The organism is Nonomuraea pusilla (assembly GCF_900109355.1).
In the GTDB taxonomy this organism is placed as follows: domain Bacteria; phylum Actinomycetota; class Actinomycetes; order Streptosporangiales; family Streptosporangiaceae; genus Nonomuraea; species Nonomuraea pusilla.
The window spans coordinates 241,429-258,265 of record NZ_FOBF01000002.1 but is presented as its reverse complement, the minus strand read 5'-3'; the positions used below and the strand labels follow the sequence as shown (position 1 = coordinate 258,265).

At 74.8% G+C, this 16,837-nt stretch carries 12 protein-coding genes; 8 read left to right on the top strand and 4 right to left on the bottom strand.

The window, feature by feature from the left end; translation table 11 throughout:
• Positions 1 to 60: 60 nt before the first annotated feature.
• The gene (locus BMX74_RS04070; protein ID WP_218153862.1) at positions 61 to 582 is read right to left on the bottom strand and encodes a GNAT family N-acetyltransferase; all 522 of its coding nucleotides are present in this window, start codon (positions 580 to 582) and stop codon (positions 61 to 63) included.
• Positions 583 to 661: 79 nt separating this feature from the next.
• On the opposite strand from BMX74_RS04070, the gene BMX74_RS04065 reads away from it, so the two are divergent.
• Together BMX74_RS04065 and BMX74_RS04060 are read left to right on the top strand one after the other, a co-directional pair.
• Positions 662 to 3,409 carry an ATP-binding protein gene (locus BMX74_RS04065; RefSeq protein ID WP_218153861.1) on the top strand — a complete coding sequence of 916 codons (2,748 nt, stop codon included), beginning with the start codon at positions 662 to 664 and terminating at the stop codon, positions 3,407 to 3,409.
• A 226-nt stretch (positions 3,410 to 3,635) separates the two neighbouring features.
• A complete protein-coding gene (locus BMX74_RS04060; RefSeq protein ID WP_177227214.1) occupies positions 3,636 to 4,385 on the top strand; it encodes an SDR family NAD(P)-dependent oxidoreductase in 750 nt (249 codons plus the stop codon).
• Between the two features lie 360 nt (positions 4,386 to 4,745).
• Here the strand turns inward: BMX74_RS04060 and BMX74_RS04055 are convergent, their stop codons facing one another.
• A complete protein-coding gene (locus BMX74_RS04055; protein WP_091098368.1) occupies positions 4,746 to 5,777 on the bottom strand; it encodes a LacI family DNA-binding transcriptional regulator in 1,032 nt (343 codons plus the stop codon).
• Between the two features lie 174 nt (positions 5,778 to 5,951).
• On the opposite strand from BMX74_RS04055, the gene BMX74_RS04050 reads away from it, so the two are divergent.
• Genes BMX74_RS04050 through BMX74_RS04035 form a run of 4 tightly spaced genes read left to right on the top strand, consistent with a single transcriptional unit; the run spans position 5,952 to position 11,510 of the window.
• Positions 5,952 to 7,289: a sugar ABC transporter substrate-binding protein gene (locus BMX74_RS04050; RefSeq protein WP_256256762.1), complete on the top strand. Its 1,338-nt coding sequence runs from the start codon at positions 5,952 to 5,954 to the stop codon at positions 7,287 to 7,289.
• Positions 7,286 to 8,869 (top strand): ABC transporter permease subunit, encoded by a 1,584-nt coding sequence (locus BMX74_RS04045; protein WP_143078547.1) that lies wholly within the window; start codon positions 7,286 to 7,288, stop codon positions 8,867 to 8,869. Before BMX74_RS04050 ends, BMX74_RS04045 begins: the two co-directional genes overlap by 4 nt.
• Positions 8,869 to 9,702, top strand: coding sequence for a sugar ABC transporter permease (locus BMX74_RS04040; RefSeq protein ID WP_091098366.1), 834 nt, complete (start codon positions 8,869 to 8,871; stop codon positions 9,700 to 9,702). Before BMX74_RS04045 ends, BMX74_RS04040 begins: the two co-directional genes overlap by 1 nt.
• A 2-nt stretch (positions 9,703 to 9,704) precedes the next feature.
• On the top strand, positions 9,705 to 11,510 hold the full coding sequence (locus tag BMX74_RS04035) for a glycoside hydrolase family 13 protein (RefSeq protein ID WP_091098364.1): 1,806 nt from the start codon (positions 9,705 to 9,707) through the stop codon (positions 11,508 to 11,510).
• 37 nt (positions 11,511 to 11,547) lie between these two features.
• Here the strand turns inward: BMX74_RS04035 and BMX74_RS04030 are convergent, their stop codons facing one another.
• Positions 11,548 to 11,913, bottom strand: coding sequence for a cupin domain-containing protein (locus BMX74_RS04030; RefSeq protein WP_055501680.1), 366 nt, complete (start codon positions 11,911 to 11,913; stop codon positions 11,548 to 11,550).
• A gap of 67 nt (positions 11,914 to 11,980) precedes the next feature.
• A complete protein-coding gene (locus tag BMX74_RS04025) occupies positions 11,981 to 13,138 on the bottom strand; it encodes a YncE family protein (RefSeq protein ID WP_091098362.1) in 1,158 nt (385 codons plus the stop codon).
• Between the two features lie 288 nt (positions 13,139 to 13,426).
• On the opposite strand from BMX74_RS04025, the gene BMX74_RS04020 reads away from it, so the two are divergent.
• Both BMX74_RS04020 and BMX74_RS04015 read left to right on the top strand, forming a co-directional pair.
• Positions 13,427 to 14,149, top strand: coding sequence for an ABC transporter ATP-binding protein (locus BMX74_RS04020; protein ID WP_091098360.1), 723 nt, complete (start codon positions 13,427 to 13,429; stop codon positions 14,147 to 14,149).
• On the top strand, positions 14,149 to 16,740 hold the full coding sequence (locus tag BMX74_RS04015; RefSeq protein ID WP_256256794.1) for an ABC transporter permease: 2,592 nt from the start codon (positions 14,149 to 14,151) through the stop codon (positions 16,738 to 16,740). The genes BMX74_RS04020 and BMX74_RS04015 overlap by 1 nt, the downstream gene beginning before the upstream one ends.
• The last annotated feature ends 97 nt before the right edge of the window (positions 16,741 to 16,837 follow it).

The window sequence follows — 16,837 nt, the reverse complement described above, 5'->3', positions numbered from 1 at the left end:
GACCTCGTGACGGGCAGATCGGACGTGCGCCCGTTCAAGGCAGCCGATCTGGTCCGATCGTCACAGGCCGGGGCAGGGCAGGGTCCGCTCGAGTTCCACGAGGGCGAGCGGAGGGCCCTCGCCGAAGTCGTGGTCGTGTCGCCTGCCGGTCTCGCTGAAGCCGTTCTTGGCGTAGAAACGGCGGGCCTGGGCCGAGTCCCGGAGCGTCCAGAGGTGCACGCGGTCATGGCCGGCCTCCCGCAGCCGGTCCAAGGTGGCCGCCAGCAGGGCCGGCGCGAGGCCGCTGCCCCAGACGTCCGGGTGGGCGAAGAAGGTGTGGATCTCCCCGAGGCCGGGGCGGGAGGAGGAGGCCCCGAAGCGGGCGAAGGCTCCTGGGCGATCGTCCAGCAGCCCGAGCAGAACGGGGTCCTCGCCTTCGGCCAGGATGGCCTCCCACTTGGTGCGCCGCTCCTGGATGCCGGCGGCGGCGACCTTCGGCGCGCACAACGGGCCGTGGGAGACGCCCCAGGAGACTGCGTGGATCTCGCCGATGACGTCCCCGTCGCCGGGCCCCGCCTCGCGGATCCTGATCACGGCCTGCATGGGGGAGACTCTACGCGGGGCGTCCAGGGCTCGCTTCAGGGGACGTTCCGGAAAGGCCGGGATTGCTACTGTTAGCCGCGTGCTGATCGGTCGGGAGCGCGAGCAGGAACGCCTGGGCGAGCTGCTGGAGCGCGCCCGCGCCGGGCACAGCGGCGCGGTGGTGGTGCGGGGCGAGGCGGGCATCGGCAAGACGGCCCTGCTCGCCGGGCTGGCGGCGCGGGCCGAGGAGCGGGGCGTCAGGCTCGTCCGGGGGCTGGGCATCGAGTCGGAGGCGGAGCTGCCGTTCAGCGGCCTGCACCTGATGCTCCACCCGTTCGCGGGCCGCTTCGGCGCGCTGCCCGGCCAGCAGGCCACGGCGCTGCGGTCGGTGTTCGGCCTCGCCGAGGCGCCCGTGCACGACCGCTTCCTCGTCGGCGCGGCCACCCTCACCCTGCTGTCGGAGCTGGCCGAGGACGGGCCGCTGCTGTGCCTGGTGGACGACGCGCAGTGGCTGGACCGCTCCTCGTCCGACGCGCTGTTCTTCGCCGCGCGCCGGATCGTCGCCGACCCGGTCGCCATGGTCTTCGCGGTGCGCGACACGGCCCGGCCGTTCCTCGTGCCCGGCATCGACGAGCTGCGGCTGGGCGGGCTGGACCGCGCCCGCGCCGCCGACCTGGTGGCGGCGTGCGCGCCCGAGCTGACCGTCCCCCTGCGGGAGCGGCTGCTGGACGAGGCGGGCGGCAACCCGCTCGCGCTCATCGAGCTGGCCGCGGCGGCGGGGGCGGAGGAGGGCGCCGGGCGCCTGGCCGGCCCGCTGCGGGTCGGCGGCCGGGTCGAGGACGCCTTCCGCGCGCAGCTCGGCGAGCTGCCCGAGGCCACGCGCCTGCTGCTCCTGCTCGTCGCGGCCGAGGGCACGGCCGGGCTGCCCGCGATCCTGAGGGCCGCCGAGCCGTTCGGGGCGGGCGCGGCCGACCTCGGGCCCGCCGAGTCGGCCAGGCTCGTCGTCGTCTCCGGGGACGAGGTCCGGTTCCGGCACCCGCTCATCCGCGCGGTCACCTACCAGGACGCGCCGCACCACCGGCGCATCGCCGCTCACGACGCCCTCGCCCGCGCGCTGACGGGCGGCGAGCACGCCGACCGGCGGGCCTGGCACCTGGCGGCGGCCGCCGTGGGCCCCGACGAGAAGGTGGCGGCCGGGCTGGAGCGCGTGGCGCGGCGGGCCAGCCGCCTCGGAGGCACCGCGGCCGTGGCCGACGCGTACGAGCGGGCGGCCAGGCTCAGCACCGAGCGGGAGGGCGGGGCGCGCCGCATCGTGAGCGCGGCGCGCGCCGCCTACGACGCCGGACAGCCCGGCCGCGCCACCCGGCTGGCGGTCGAGGCGGCGTCGCTCACGCGCGAGCCGGCCGTCGCCGCCGAGGCGGCCTTCGTCAGGGCCCAGGTGGCGTACGAGCGCGACTCCCCCGCCGCGGACGCCGCCCTGGCCCTGGAGGGGGCGACCCTGGTCACCGGCGCCGACCCCGAGCGGGCCGTGTCGATGCTGACGGAGGCCGTCTGGGCCGCGCGGGACGCGGGGGCGCACGACCTCGTCCGGCGCGCGGTGGAGCAGTTCGGCCTGGTGCGGCTGCCGCCGGGTTCGCCGGTGGCGCCGGTCGCGCGGGCGCTGGCGGCGTACGGGCGGCTGGTCGAGGGGGACGCGGAGGCGGCGGTCCCGCCGATGCGGGAGCTGGTGGACGCGGCGCTCGCGGGGCGGGTGCCGGACTTCGTGAACCGGATCATCGCCGGGTTCATGGGGATGCTGGTGGCCGACGACGACGCGGCCGTGGCCGTGCTGGAGGCGCTGGCGGCCGACGTCAGGGGGCAGGGCGCGCTCGGCTGGCTCCCCTACGTGCTGGAGCCGCTGGCCATCGCCCGGGTGCTCCGCGGCGACTTCGGCGCGGCGGAGGCGGACCTGGCGGAGGCGACGTCCCTGGCGTCGGACATCGGCATGGACACGCAGGTCACGGCCCTGGCGTGCATCTCGGTGCGGCTAGACGCGGTGGCGGGTGACGAGGCGCGCTGCCGGGAGCGGGCCGGTGACGTCCTGGGGCACGAGGCCGTGCACCCGACCAACACGGCGCTCGCGTCGTGGGGGCTGGGCCTGCTCGACCTGGCGCAGGGACGGTCGGGGGCCGCTGTGGAGCGGCTCGGCGCGGTGTGCGGAGGGCCGGCCCGCCACGACGTCCTGCTGAGGGCCGTGCCGGACCACGTGGAGGCGGCCGTACGCGGCGGCAGGCCCGACCTCGCCCGCGCCCACCTGCCGGTCTTCGAGGCGTGGGCCCGCCGCACCGGCGGCCCGGCGGCCACGGCCCTGCTGCTGCGCTGCCACGCGCTGCTCGGCGAGGACGCCGAGGCGGGTGAGCAGTACGAGGCCGCGCTGGGCCTCAGCCTGGAGGCGGGGCGCGGCCACGACGCCGCCCGCACCCGGCTCGTGTACGGGGAGTGGCTGCGCCGCAGGCGCCGCCGCACCGAGGCCCGCGACCAGCTCTCCCTGGCCGGCGACGCCTTCGCCCGGCTGGGCACGCCGCGCTGGGCGGAACGGGCCCGCGCCGAGCTGGGGGTGCTCGGTGACCGGCCGGTCGCCGAGCCGCGCCACGCCGACCCGCTGCTGCGGCTGACGCCCCAGGAGCTGCAGGTCGTGCGGCTGGCCGCGGCCGGGCACAGCAACCGCGAGATCGGCGCGCGGCTCTACCTGAGCCCCCGCACGGTCGCCCACCACCTGTACCGGGCGTTCCCGAAGATCGGCGTGACCCGGCGGGCGGAGCTGGCCCGGCTCGACCTGTCGCGCCCCGGCGGCCCGTCCGCCGGCTGACCCCTCACCACCCGGCCGTCCGCACGCCTCCGCCGTCCGCGCGCCTCCACGCCGTATCCGTCGGCTGACCGGTCGCGGCCCCGCGTCCGCCGCCGCGCCGCCCGGCCGGGGGCGGGCTGAGCTGCTCCTTCGCCGTACCCGACGGATGACCGATGCGGGGCCGCCCGCGCGGCCCCTACGGTCACCAGGGCATCAGCACTTCGACACGGACCCACAGGAGGCGGACGTGCTTCTCGAGAACAGGACCGCGGTGATCTACGGCGGGGGTGGCGCCATCGGACGGGCCATGGCGACGGCGTTCGCCGCGGAGGGCGCGAGGGTCTTCCTCGCCGGGCGCACCCCCGACCGGCTCGACGCCGTGGCCGCGGAGATCCGGCAGGCGGGCGGCCTGGCGGAGACGGCGGTCGTGGACGCGCTCGACGAGGGCGCGGTCAACGGCTGGGTGGACTCGGTCGCGGCCGTCGCCGGCGGCATCGACGTGTCCGTCAACGTCATCTCCCACGACGCGATCTTCAAGCCGCTGGCCGACATGCCGGTGGACGACTTCGGTCGGGCCATGGACAAGATCGCCAGGACGTTCCTGCTGACCACGCAGGCCGCCGCCCGCCACATGGTCAAGCGGGGCTCCGGCGTCATCCTGCACTTCGGCGGCTCCGACCCGGCCAACTCGATGCCGGGGCTCGGCACCGTCCAGATCGGGTGCGACATGGTCGAGGCGATGCGCCGGCAGTGGGCGTGCGAGCTCGGCCCGCAGGGGGTGCGGGTGCTGTCGATGCGCACCGGCGGCATCCCCGAGAGCCTGCCGGACATCCCGCAGACCGAGCCGTACAAGCAGAAGATGGTGGACGCGACGCTGCTCAGGCGGGCGGCGACGCTGGGCGACGTCGGGCAGGTCGCGGCCTTCCTCGTGTCGGACCGCGGGCGCACGATGACCTCGACGCAGGTCAACATCTCCTGCGGCGCCCTCGTGGACTGACCGCAAGGCCCCCCGCGCGCCCTCCTCCGCCCCGGCGGAGGAGGGCGCGCCGCTGTTCGGGCACTTCCCGGAGCTTCCGCCATCGCTCGCAACCATGACAAGCGCTCGCCTCCCGCCTCTGTCCGTCTGTTCGTGGCGGCGCTTGCGAGCTCGATGGCGTCGTGGACGAAGTGACGCGCCGGCGAGCGGCCCGCCCGCCAGCACCGCACGCCCGCGTCGGTGTGCTCGGAGACGCCGCCGTCGTCGCGGCGCGCGCCCGCGCGTTCCCCCTGGCCGACCGGGTCCATGACGAGCGCGACCGGGTCCGTCAGCCGCGCCGCCGGCCTGACCGTCGCTCCCGCTGCTCGCCCTGGAGCCGGGTCAGCGGGTGGCGGCGGTGGGGCAGGCGGCGGTCGAGGAGCGCAGGACGAGCTCCGGCTCGAACAGCTGCTCGCCGGCCCGCCCGCCCCTCCCCCTGATCTCGTCGATGAGGGTGCGCACGGCGGCCACGCCGATCGCGAGCACGGGCTGGCGGACGGTCGTGAGCGGCGGGTCGGTGAACGACATCAGCAGGGAGTCGTCCGCGCCGATCACGGAGACGTCCTCGGGCACGCGCAGGCCGCGCCGCCGCGCCGCGCGGATCGCGCCCAGCGCCATGAGGTCGCTGCCGCACACGAGCGCGGTGGCGCCCTGCTCCAGCAGCAGGTTCGCGGCCGTCTGCCCGCCGGTGACGTCGAAGGTGGCGAGCTCGACGAGGTCGCCCGCGCCCGGCCCGACGAGCTCGCGCACGGCCTGCCGGAAACCGGCGAGCCGCCGCCGGACGGGCGAGTACTGGGCGGGCCCGCTGAGGAAGCCGATGCGCCGGTGGCCGAGGTCGACCAGGTGCCGGGCCGCCATCCGCCCGGCCAGGCGGTCGTCGCACGACAGCGTCGGCACCGGCAGTCCGGGCAGCTCGCCGTTGACGAAGACGATCGGCATGCGCTGCCGCCTGAGGTCCTCGTAGCGGGAGCGGTCGATCGTGCTGTCGGCGTGCAACCCGGAGACGAAGATGATGCCGGAGACGCCCCGGTCCAGCAGCATGCCGACGTACTCGTCCTCGCCCGCGCCTTCCGGGGTCATCGTGCACAGCACCGCGGTGTAGCCGTGCCGGGCCAGGTTGCCCTCGATCACCTGCGCGAACAGCGGGAAGACCGGGTTCTGCAGCTCGGCGACGATCAGGCCGACGAGCCCCGAGCTGCGGGGCCGCAGCGCGCTCGGCCGCTCGTAGCCGAGCACGTCGAGCGCGGTGACCACGGCCTTCCTGGCGCGCGCGCTCACGCCGGGGCGTTCGTTCAGCACGCGGGAGACGGTCGCCTTGCTGACGCCCGCGTGGCGGGCGATGTCGTCGAGCCGTGCCGGCACGCGGTCTGTCATCGGGGGCGGGTTTCCGATCTCTCGTTGGAACGCTGCAGGTCATCGTGAAACACCGCAGCAAATGATTGCAACATCTTTCGGCAGCTGAAAGCTCTTGTTAACTTCTCGGCACACCGCTGCGGTCACCCCCTAATCCCCCCATGGGCCACGGCCCTTTCCCCCTGGAGCGACGCTGTGCGCAGACCTTCCGGAGCACCGGCTCCCCGTCCAGGCCGCGTGCCGGCGCTCGGCCTGGCCATGTGCCTCGCGCTGACCGCCTGCGGCGGTGGCGGTGGTGGCGGCACGGCGAACGGCGGCGCGGACGGCGACGCGCCGTCGTCCGCCGCGCCGGCCGCCTCGCCCGCCGGCTCCGCCGCCGCCACGCTGACCATCTGGGCCGACCAGAAGCGGTCGGAGACCCTCAAGCCGTTCGCCGAGGCGTTCGCCAAGGAGAACGGCGTCACCGCGGACATCGTCGTCGTCGCCCAGAACCAGCAGCAGACCTTCGTCACCGCCTCCCAGGCGGGCAAGGGCCCCGACGTGCTCGTCGGCGCCCACGACTGGATCGGCAACCTGGTGCAGAACGGGCTGATCGACCCCATCCAGATGACGCAGGACCAGCTCGCCGGGTACGTGGACGTCGCCCGCAAGGCCGTCACCTACGACGGGCAGGTCTACGGCGTGCCGTACGCGGTGGAGAACCTGGCGCTGTTCCGCAACACCGGCCTCGCCCCCGAGGCGCCCAAGACGTTCGACGAGCTCGTCGCCACCGGCCAGAAGCTCAAGGCGGCGGGCAAGGTCAAGGAGATCGTGGGCTACCCGATCAGCCAGCAGAACGGCCAGTCCGGCGACACCTACCACATGTACCCGCTGTACACCTCCGGCGGCGGGCACCTGTTCGGCGCCAAGCCCGACGGCGACCCGGACCCGGCGGACATGGGCGTGGGCACGCCCGAGTCGATCGCCGCGTTCGAGAGGATCGCCGCGCTCGGCGAGAAGGGCGCCGGCGCGCTCAAGCGCTCCTTCACCTCCGACAACGCCGCCGCGATGTTCACCGACGGCAGGACGGCGTTCCTGGTGGCGGGGCCGTGGCGGCTGGCCGACGCCCGCGCCGCCGGGGTGAAGTACGACGTCACCCCCGTCCCGCCGTTCAAGGGCGGCGAGCCCGCCCGCGGCTTCGTCGGCGTCCAGGCGTTCTTCGTGGCCGCCAAGGGCAGGAACAGGGCCCTCGCGCAGGAGTTCGTCACCAACACCCTGGCCTCGCCCGAGGTGGCGCAGGCGCTGTTCGACGCCGAGCCGCGCATGCCCGCGCTGAAGACCGCCCTGGCGTACGCCTCCGGGAAGGACCCGGACGTCGCCAAGTTCGAGGCGGCCGCGCGGGACGGCGTGCCGCTGCCCGCGATCCCGCAGATGGTCGCCGTGTGGGGGCCGTTCAACAACCTCATCCACGCCGTGGTCAAGGGCGAGCCGGTGGAGCCCGCCGTCAAGGCCGCGGGCAAGGCGATCACCGAACAGCTCGGGAAGACCGGATGACGGTCACCCGCACCCCCGCCCGGCACGACCGGGCGGGGACCCGCTCCGCCCGGCGGGGCGGGGTGTTCCGGCCCGCCTCGGCCCGCGCGGTGACGGCCCGGGTCCTCGCGCTGGGCCTGATCATCGGGGTCGCGCTGTGGGCCGCCGCCCCGCTCGTCGCCTCGGGGAACTGGACGGGCGTCGCGATCACCGCCCTCGCGACCGGCGCCGCCCTGTACGCCTACCTCACCCCGCGCCGGCTGCCGCTGAAGTACCTGCTGCCCACCACGTTCCTCCTGCTGGCCTTCCAGGTGTTCCCCGTCGTCCACACGATGTCGCTCGCGCTGAGCAACGCAGGCGACGGGCACCTCGGGACCAAGCAGGAGGCGATCGCCGCGATCGAGACGTCCTCGGTGCGGCGCGAGCCCGGCTCCGCCGAGTTCCGCCTCACCGTGGCCGTCAAGGACGACGCCCTGGTCTTCCTGCTGGCCGACCCGGCCAAGGGCGCCGCCTACGCCGGCACCGCCGACGGCCTGCGCCGGATCGGCGGCGTCACCCTCGGCCCGGGAGGGCGGATCACGGCCGCGGAGGGCTACACCGTCCTCACCACGGCCCAGGCGTCCGCGCGCGGCACCGAGATCACCGCGCTCGCCGTGCCCGTGAAGGGCGGCGCCATCCGCAGCCAGGGACTGACCCGCGCCTACCAGGGCAGGGCCGCGCTCGCGTACGACGCCGCCTGCGACTGCGTCACCGGCCAGGGCACGACCTGGCGGGCCGACGAGGAGCAGGGCAGGTTCGTCGCCGCGGACGGCAGCGCCCTCCCCCAGGGGTGGAAGGTCGGGGTGGGCCTGTCCAACCTGGCGGCGGCGCTGACCAACCCGAAGATCAACGCGCACGTCGCGAGCGTCTTCGCCTGGAACCTGTTCTACGCCGTCGCGGTCGTGGCGCTCACCGCCGCGCTCGGCGTGGCCGGGGCGCTGGTGTTCCACCATCCGCGCATGCGGGGCGTGCGCTTCTACCGCACGCTCATCGTCCTGCCGTACGCCATGCCCGCGTTCGCCATGCTGCTCGTCTGGCGCGACCTGTTCAACACCGACTTCGGCCTGATCAACCGGCTGTTCGGCCTGCACACCGACTGGCTCGGCACGCCGCTCACCGCGCGGCTGTCGGTGCTGCTCGTGCAGCTGTGGCTCGGCTTCCCCTACATGTTCCTCGTCGCCACGGGCGCGCTGCAGACGATCCCGGCGGAGTACATGGAGGCCGCCCAGGTGGACGGCGCCTCGGCCTGGCAGCGCTTCGGCAAGGTCACCCTGCCGCTGCTGCTCCTCGCGCTCGCGCCGCTGCTCGTGTCGTCGTTCGCGTTCAACTTCAACAACTTCAACGGCATCTTCCTGGTGACGTCCGGCGGCCCGTTCCCCTCGGACGACCCGACGGCCGGCGCGACCGACCTGCTGATCACGTACACGTTCCGGCTCGCGTTCGGCCAGGAGGGCGCCCGGTACGGCCTCGCCTCGGCCATGTCGATCTACGTCTACCTGATCGTCGCGGTGATCTCGATTATCGGCTTCCGGCGCACCAGGGCGTTCAAGGAGGTGACGTGATGCGCGTCGTCGCGTGGCGGCACGCCGCCGCCGTGCTCATCACGGCGTTCGCCGTGCTGCCCATCGTCTTCGTGGTGTCGGCCGCGCTCAACCCGGTCGGCACGCTCAGCTCCTCCGGCCTGCTGCCGCGCGGCGCCGGGTTCGGTAACCTGGTCCGGCTGGTCGAGGAGACGCCGTTCTGGACGTGGTACCGCAACTCGGTCGTCGTCTCCGGGCTGACCGCCGTGCTGGCCGTCGCCGTCTCGGCGCTCGCCGCGTACGCGTTCAGCAGGTTCCGCTTCGCCGGGCGGCGGGCCGGGCTGGTGACGCTGCTCGTCATCCAGGCGTTCCCGCAGTTCCTCGCGATCGTCCCGCTGTACGTGATCTTCAGCGCGATCAGCGACAACTGGCCGGTGTTCGGGCTCAACAGCGTCTGGGGCGTCGTGCTGCTCTACGTCGGCGGGCAGGTCGGCGTGAACACCTGGCTCATCAAGGGCTTCTTCGACTCGATCCCGACCGAGCTCGACGACGCCATGAGGATCGACGGCTGCACCCACAACCAGGCGTTCGTCCGGGTCGTCCTGCCGCTGGCGGCGCCCGTGCTGGCGATCAGCGCCCTGCTCGTGTTCATCGCCACCATCAACGAGTTCCTCATCGCGAGCGTCTTCCTCACCGGCGACGACGCCCGCACGCTCGCGGTAGGGCTGTTCGGCCTGCTGGCCGACCAGCGCAACGCCAACTTCGGCATGTTCGCCGCCGGTACCCTGCTGACCGCGGTGCCGACGGTTCTCGTGTTCCAGTTCCTGCAGCGCTACATCGTCCACGGTCTCACCGCGGGCGCCGTGAAAGGATGACAATGCTCGATCGGGGATTCCACCACGACGGTTCGGCCGACCACGTCAGCACGCTCGCGCCCGAGCCGGGCGAGACGGTCACCGTGTTCGTCCGCACGCCGAAGGGGCACGGGGGCGGCGTGCACGTCCGCACCACGCCCGACGGCGAGCCGCACTTCACCGAGGCCCTCGTCGACAGGGAGACCGAGCACGAGATCTGGTGGCGCGCCGACGTCGTGGCGCGCAACCCGGTGACCCGTTACCGCTTCCTGCTCACCGATCCGGACGCCGCCGCCGGCTACCGCTGGCTGAACGGCTCCGGCCTGCACGCCGGCGACGTGCCGGACGCGCACGACTTCCGGCTGCTCACCCACGCCGCGCCGCCCGGCTGGGCGCGCGACGCCGTCGTCTACGAGATCTTCCCCGACCGGTTCGCCCGCTCCTCCGCGCGCCGGCCGCTGCCCGGCTGGGCGGAGGAGCGCGGCTGGGACGACCCCGTGACGGGCACCGGCCCCTCCACGCCCCGCGAGTTCTTCGGGGGCGACCTGGACGGCGTGCGGGAACGGCTCGGCCACATCGCCGCGCTCGGCGCGAACACCCTCTACCTGACGCCGGTGTTCCCCGCGCCGTCCAACCACCGCTACAACGCCTCGTCGTTCGCGGAGATCGACCCGCTGCTCGGCGGCGACGCCGCCTACCGCAGGCTGCTGGACGAGGCGCACGCGCGGGGCCTGCGGGTCCTCGGCGACCTCACCACGAACCACTGCGGCAGCACCCACCCGTGGTTCCAGGCCGCGCTGGCCGGCGAGGACGCCCCCGAGCGGGAGATGTTCGTCTTCGGCGACGGCGAGCTCGGCTACGAGGCGTGGATGGGCGTCGCCTCCCTGCCCAAGTTCGACTGGCGCAGCGACCTGCTCAGGCGGCGGATGATCGAGGCGGACGACTCGGTGGTCCGCCGCTGGATCCGCTTCGGCCTCGACGGCTGGCGGGTGGACGTCGCCAACATGACCGGGCGGCTGCGCGGCGACGACCTGACCCGCGAGGTGGCGGCCCGGTTCAGGCGCGCCATGACGGAGGAGAACCCGGCCACGGTGGTGCTGGCCGAACACGCCCACGACGCCGCCGGCGACCTCGACGCGGGAGGCTGGCACGGCACCATGAACTACGCCGGCTTCACCCGGCCGGTGTGGAGCTGGCTGCGCGGTCCCGACGTCCGGATGCCGTTCCTCGGGGTGCCGGCGCCCGTCCCGCGCCTCGGCGGCGACACGGTCCTCGCCACCATGCGGGCCTTCGCCGCGCAGATCTCCTGGCGCTCCCTCACCCACTCCTGGTCGCTGGTCAGCTCCCACGACACCGCCAGGATCCGCACGGTCTGCGGCGGCGACCCCGCCCTCGTCGAGGTCGCGGCGGGCCTGATGTTCACCCTGCCGGGCACGCCGATGCTCTACGCCGGGGACGAGCTCGGCCTGGAAGGCGCCTGGGGCGAGGACGGCCGCCGCACCATGCCATGGGACCGCCGGGACTCCTGGGACACCCGCACGCTCGCCGCGTACCGGGGGCTGGGCGCGCTGCGGGGCGCGCACGACGCGCTGCGCCACGGCGGGCTGCGCTGGGTGCACGCCTCGCGGGACGCGCTGGTGTTCCTGCGCGAGCACGCCGGCGAGCGGCTGCTCGTGCTCGCCGCCCGCGCCGCGCACGACCCGGTGCGGCTGCGGCTCGGGGGCGCCGCCGCGCCGGTGTACGGCTCGGAGGAGCTGGCCGCGGGCCCGGACGGCACGTACACGCTGCCCTCGGACGGGCCGGCCTTCCACGTGTGGCGCCTGCTGTAACGCCCGGGTCCGCGGTGCTCTCGTCCCGGGGCGGGGGTCAGGGGCGGGCGGCGTACACCTTGCGCAGGGTCTCGTGGACCGTCCAGGTGGTGCGGGCGCCCGCCGGCATGAGGACGACGTCGCCTGGCCCGACCTCCAGCACCGGGCCGTCCTCGACGGCGATCGTCGCCCGCCCGGCGAGCACCACGAACACCTCCTCCGCCTCGACGTCGGTGCTCACGCCCGGCCCGTGCTGCCAGACGCCCACCCCCAGGTCGCCGGCGTCGGCCAGGCCGAGGTGGCGGACCTCCGGCGCGCCGGACACGACCTGCGCCGGGTCGAGCGGGGCCGGGCCGAGGTCGCCGTCGGGCAGGGCGGCGGCGCGCACGACGCGCGGGGTGTCGGTGAACGGGCTCGGGCTCATTCCGGTCAGGCCCTCCTCGGTCGGTACGGGACATCCGGGAGCATATCCGCCACTCGCGCGATGGCGGTCAGCGGAAGACGCCGGTGTGGCCGAGGGAGTGGCGTCCAGGCTGGGGGTAGACGCACAGGCCGTGCGGCCCGCGCCCGACCTTGATCGTGCGCAGCAGCCGGCCCGTCTCGGTGGAGAAGACGTAGACGACGCCGTGGTACCGGCCGGACAGCCACAACTGCCTGCCGTCGGCCGACACCCCACCCATGTCGGGCGAGCCGCCGCCCGGCACGCTCCACCGGTCGACCACCCTGCGGTCGGCGAACGAGACGACGGAGACGCTCCCCTCGCCCCGGTTGGAGACGTACAGCTCGCGGGAGTCCCTGCTGACGTACAGGCCGTGGGCGCCCTTGCCGGTGGGCAGGAAGCCCGCCCTGGCGAAGGTGGCGGCGTCGATCATCCACAGCCCGCCGGCCATCATGTCGGCGACGTAGAAGAGCCGGCCGTCGGGAGAGAGCTTGACGTCCTGCGGCATGTTGCCCCTGCCCACGTCGATCACCTTCAGCACGCGGGGGACCTTCCAGTCGACGGCCACGACCTGTCCCGAGAACTCGCAGCTGACCAGGAAGACGGAGCCGTCGGCGGTGAAGTCGCCGTGGTTGACGCCCTTGCAGGGCAGGGGGAGCGGGCGGATCAGGGCCATCGTGCGGGGGTCGCGGAAGTCGAGGCGTCCGGCGCGTTCCGCCATGACGACGGCGTACGAGCCGTCGGGGGTGAAGTAGAGGTTGTAGGGGTCGTCCACCGGGACCGGCCTGCCGGGGCGGCCCGTCACCGGGTCGATCGGGGTGAGGCGGTCGCCCTCGTTCTCGTTGACCCAGAGCGTCTTCAGGTCCCAGGAGGGGACGACGTGCTGCGGCAGGCGGCCGACCTTGAAGCTGCGCACCACCTGGAAGGTCTCGGGGTCGATCACGTCCACCGTGCCGGACTCGCTGTTGGGCACGTACACGCGTGGCGTCAGGTGGGCCACCGCTGGGCTGAGCATGCCCGGCCGGTCGTGGGCGTAGACGTCGGTGCCGGCCGGCGGGACGGACGGCGGGACGGACGGCGGGGTGGACGGCTCGGCGTACCCCTGTGCCTGGCGGCCCCGCGAGGGGGAGGCCCAGGGCGGCGGCTCCGCGCAGGAGGCGGCGGCCAGGGCGGTCGCTACCAGCACGGCCGTCACGCGGAGTAGCCTCATGGACACAGACTAGACAGGCGACTTCACGCGGCCTCGACCGGGGCGCGCCGGCGGCGGGGTGAGGAGCGGGGACGCAGAGCGCGGGCGCGCGGTCGAGCGGGCACGGGACGCAGGTGAGCGGGCACGGGCGCACCGGCGGGTGTGCGAGGCGGGCGATGGTAGGGCTGGCCTTACCTGGGACATGCCTGGTCGCCTGCTCCTTCCGGAGCGACCCGCGTCGTTACGGTGGTGCCACCATCAGCGATTTGCGACATATGAGGGATTCTCGTGTCATTGCCTGCCATCCGCATGAATGCGGTGACAAAGACCTACAAGCAGGGCGCCCGGGTGGTGCACGCGCTGCGGGAAGTGACGGCCGCCCTGCCCCGAGGCCGGTTCACCGCCGTGATGGGGCCGTCGGGTTCGGGCAAGAGCACGTTCCTCCACTGCGCCGCCGGGCTGGACACGCCGACCTCCGGGACCGTCCACCTCGGCGAGGTGGAGATCTCGCGCATGAGCGAGACCCAGCTGAGCGAGCTGCGCCGCGACAGGGCCGGTTTCGTCTTCCAGTCGTTCAACCTGATCCCCGCGCTGACCGTGATGGAGAACATCACGCTGCCGTTCCGGCTGGCCGGCACCCGGCCCGACCCGGCCTGGCTGGACGAGGTCGTCCGGCGGGTGGGCCTGGAGAACCGCACGCGCCACCGGCCGTCCCAGCTCTCCGGCGGCCAGCAGCAGCGCGTCGCCATCGCCCGCGCGCTGGCGACCCGACCCGAGGTGGTCTTCGCCGACGAGCCGACCGGCGCGCTCGACCCCGTGACGGCCGCCGACGTCCTGGGCCTGCTGCGCCGGCTGGTGGACACCACGGGCCAGACCGCCGTCATGGTGACCCACGACCCCGTCGCCGCGGCCCACGCCGACCAGGTGCTGTTCCTCGCCGATGGCGTCATCGTGGAGGAGCTGCTCTCCCCCTCGGCCGGGGAGATCGCGCGGCGCATCTCGGCCCTCGGCCGGCGGACGGCGGCCGCGTGATGCTGCGCCTCGCCTTCGCGACCCTGCGCGGGCGCCTGTCGTCGCTCGCGGGCTCCTTCCTCGCCCTGCTGTTCGCCGCAGCCCTCGTCACCGCCTGCGGGCTGCTCGTGGAGACCGGGCTGCGCGGGAGCACCCCCACCGAACGGTACGCCGCCACCCCCGTCGTGCTCACCGGCCCCCGGCAGGCCTCGGTCGTCAAGAACGACGCGAGCGACGAACCGGTGGAGGTGACCGAGACCGTCCCGCTCGACGAGCCCTCGACGCTCCCCACGTCCCTCGCCACCCGCCTGCGCCAGGTGGACGGCGTCCAGGACGTCGTCCCCGAGCTGACCTTCCCCGTCGCGCTGCTGGCCGGGGACGGTTCGGCCGTCCCCGGCGCCGCGCCCGGCGCCACCTACGGTCACGCCTGGGACTCCGCCAGGCTCACGCCGTACACGCTGCGCGCGGGACGCGCGCCCGCCGCCTCCGGCGAGGTCGTCATCGACGCCGGGCTGGCCGCGCGGGCCGGGCTGACGGTCGGCGTGCGTGCCCGCGTGCTGGGGAGGGACGGCGTCCGCGCCTACACCGTGACGGGGATCGCGGGCCCCGGCCTCACCGGGCAGTCCGCGGTGTTCTTCACGGCGGGACGGGCCGCCGAGCTGTTCGGGCACGCGGGCCGCGTCTCGGCCTTCGGCGTGTTCGGCCCCGGCGACCCCGATGCGATCAAGGACGCGATCGCCGCCAAGCTGGGCATCGCGCAGGAGCGGAGCGCCCGCGTCTCGCTCGGCGTCAAGGGCGCCCCCGCCGAGGCCGGGCCGGCCGTCTACACGGGCGGCGAACGCGGCCAGGCGGAGAACCCGCGGGCCTCGGCGGCCAGGGAGACGCTCGTCGCCCTCGGCGGCAGTCTCGGCGGCATCGCCGTCATGGTGGCGGCCTTCGTCGTCGCCGGCACGTTCGGGCTGGCGCAGCGCCAGCGCAGGAGCGAGATCGCGCTGCTGCGCGCGGTGGGGGCGACCCCTGCGCAGATCCGGTCGATGACAGGCAACGAGGCCCTGCTGCTCGGGATCACGGCCAGCGCCGCCGGCCTGCTGCCCGGCGTCGCGGCCGGCCGGTGGCTGGTCGGCGAGCTGACCGCCGAGGGCCTCGCGCCCGAGGCGTTCGCGCCCGTCGTCGGCCCGGTGCCGATGCTGGTCGCGCTCGCGGTGGGCACGGCCACGGCCTGGCTCTCGGCCAGGGGAGCCGTGCGGCGGGCCACCCGCGTGCGGCCGACCGAGGCGCTGGGCGAGGCCGCGGCCGAGCCCCACGCACCCGGACGGGGCCGCCTGATCACCGGACTGGTCTTCCTCGCGCTGGGCACGGGCCTGTGCGGCCTGGCGATGTCCGTCGCCGGCGAGACCGCCGCCATGAGCGCGGGCGGCATCGTGATCCTCCTCGTGGTGGCCGCCGCGCTGCTCGGACCGTGGCTCGTCCGGTCCGCCGTCGCGCTCGCCGGTGGCCTGCTCGCCCGCACGTCCCGGGTGGGCGGCTACCTCGCCGTCGCCAACACCCGCACCGCCGCCGGGCGGCTGGCCTCGGTGGTCAGCCCGCTCATCCTGATGATCGCGTTCGCCGGGGCGACCGTCTTCGCGCAGACCACCATCGGCGAGGCGACCGCCCGGCAGGCCGCCGAGGGCACGCGGGCCGACTACGTCGTGCAGGCGGCGGGCCCCGGCCTCCCCCCGGAGGTGGCGCGCGCCGCACGGGCCGTGCCCGGCGTCACCGGGGTGACCGAGATCATCGACACCGGGGTGATCGGCGACTACGAGGAGCTCGGCGACCGCACGCTGCGTTCCTACCGCGCGTTCGGGCTGACCGTCCCCGCCCACGGGCTCGACCTCGACGTACGGGCCGGGTCACTGGACCGGCTGCGCGGCACGACCGTCGCGCTGAGCACGCTCGCGGCCGGCTCCTTCGGGGTGTCCGTCGGCGACAAGGTGCGGCTGCGCCTCGGCGACGGCACCCCCGTCACGCCGACCGTCGTGGCCCTCTACGGCCGCGGCCTCGGGTTCGGCGACGTCGCCCTGCCGCACGACCTCGTGCGCGGGCACACCGGCAGCGGGATGACCGACCGGCTCCTCGTCGTGGGGGACGCCTCCGCAGGGGGCCGCCTCGCCGCGCTGGGCCCCGCGGTGACCGTGCTGGACTCCCGCGACGCCTCCGCCGCCCGCGACGAGGCGATGGAGCTGAACAACTGGGTGAACCTGCTCGCCCTCGGCCTGATCATCGTGTTCATCGCCATCTCCGTGGTCAACACGCTCGTCATGGCGACGGCGGGCCGGGCGCGGGAGTTCGCCCTGCTGCGGCTGGTCGGCGGCACCCGCAGGCAGGTGCTGGGCGTGCTGCGCTGGGAGGCGCTGCTCGTCGCCGCGATCGCGCTGGTCGCCGGCACCGCCATCGCCGTGCCGACCCTGATGGCCGTCAGCTACGGCGTGACCGGGTCGCCGATCCCGTACGTGCGGGCCGAGGTGTGCCTCGCGGTGGCGGCCCTGACCCTGGGCCTGGCCTTCGCCGCGACCCTGCTCCCCGCCCGCGCCGTCCTCACCGGCCGGCCCGCGGACCGCGTCCGCGGCTGACCTTCACCCGCGGGCCACCCGAGGGTCCCTGACCGTCACGGAAGTGTGACTGGGCACCTGGCCGCGGCGCTTCTACCGTCCTGGTGACGGAACGCGC

Coding starts and splice junctions, on each gene's coding strand:
- BMX74_RS04035 (WP_091098364.1), top strand. CDS start 9,705: ATGCTCGATCGGGGATTCCACCACGACGGTTCGGCCGACCACGTCAGC.
- BMX74_RS04025 (WP_091098362.1), bottom strand. CDS start 13,138: ATGAGGCTACTCCGCGTGACGGCCGTGCTGGTAGCGACCGCCCTGGCC.
- BMX74_RS04070 (WP_218153862.1), bottom strand. CDS start 582: ATGCAGGCCGTGATCAGGATCCGCGAGGCGGGGCCCGGCGACGGGGAC.
- BMX74_RS04055 (WP_091098368.1), bottom strand. CDS start 5,777: ATGACAGACCGCGTGCCGGCACGGCTCGACGACATCGCCCGCCACGCG.
- BMX74_RS04045 (WP_143078547.1), top strand. CDS start 7,286: ATGACGGTCACCCGCACCCCCGCCCGGCACGACCGGGCGGGGACCCGC.
- BMX74_RS04020 (WP_091098360.1), top strand. CDS start 13,427: ATGAATGCGGTGACAAAGACCTACAAGCAGGGCGCCCGGGTGGTGCAC.
- BMX74_RS04015 (WP_256256794.1), top strand. CDS start 14,149: ATGCTGCGCCTCGCCTTCGCGACCCTGCGCGGGCGCCTGTCGTCGCTC.
- BMX74_RS04040 (WP_091098366.1), top strand. CDS start 8,869: ATGCGCGTCGTCGCGTGGCGGCACGCCGCCGCCGTGCTCATCACGGCG.
- BMX74_RS04030 (WP_055501680.1), bottom strand. CDS start 11,913: ATGAGCCCGAGCCCGTTCACCGACACCCCGCGCGTCGTGCGCGCCGCC.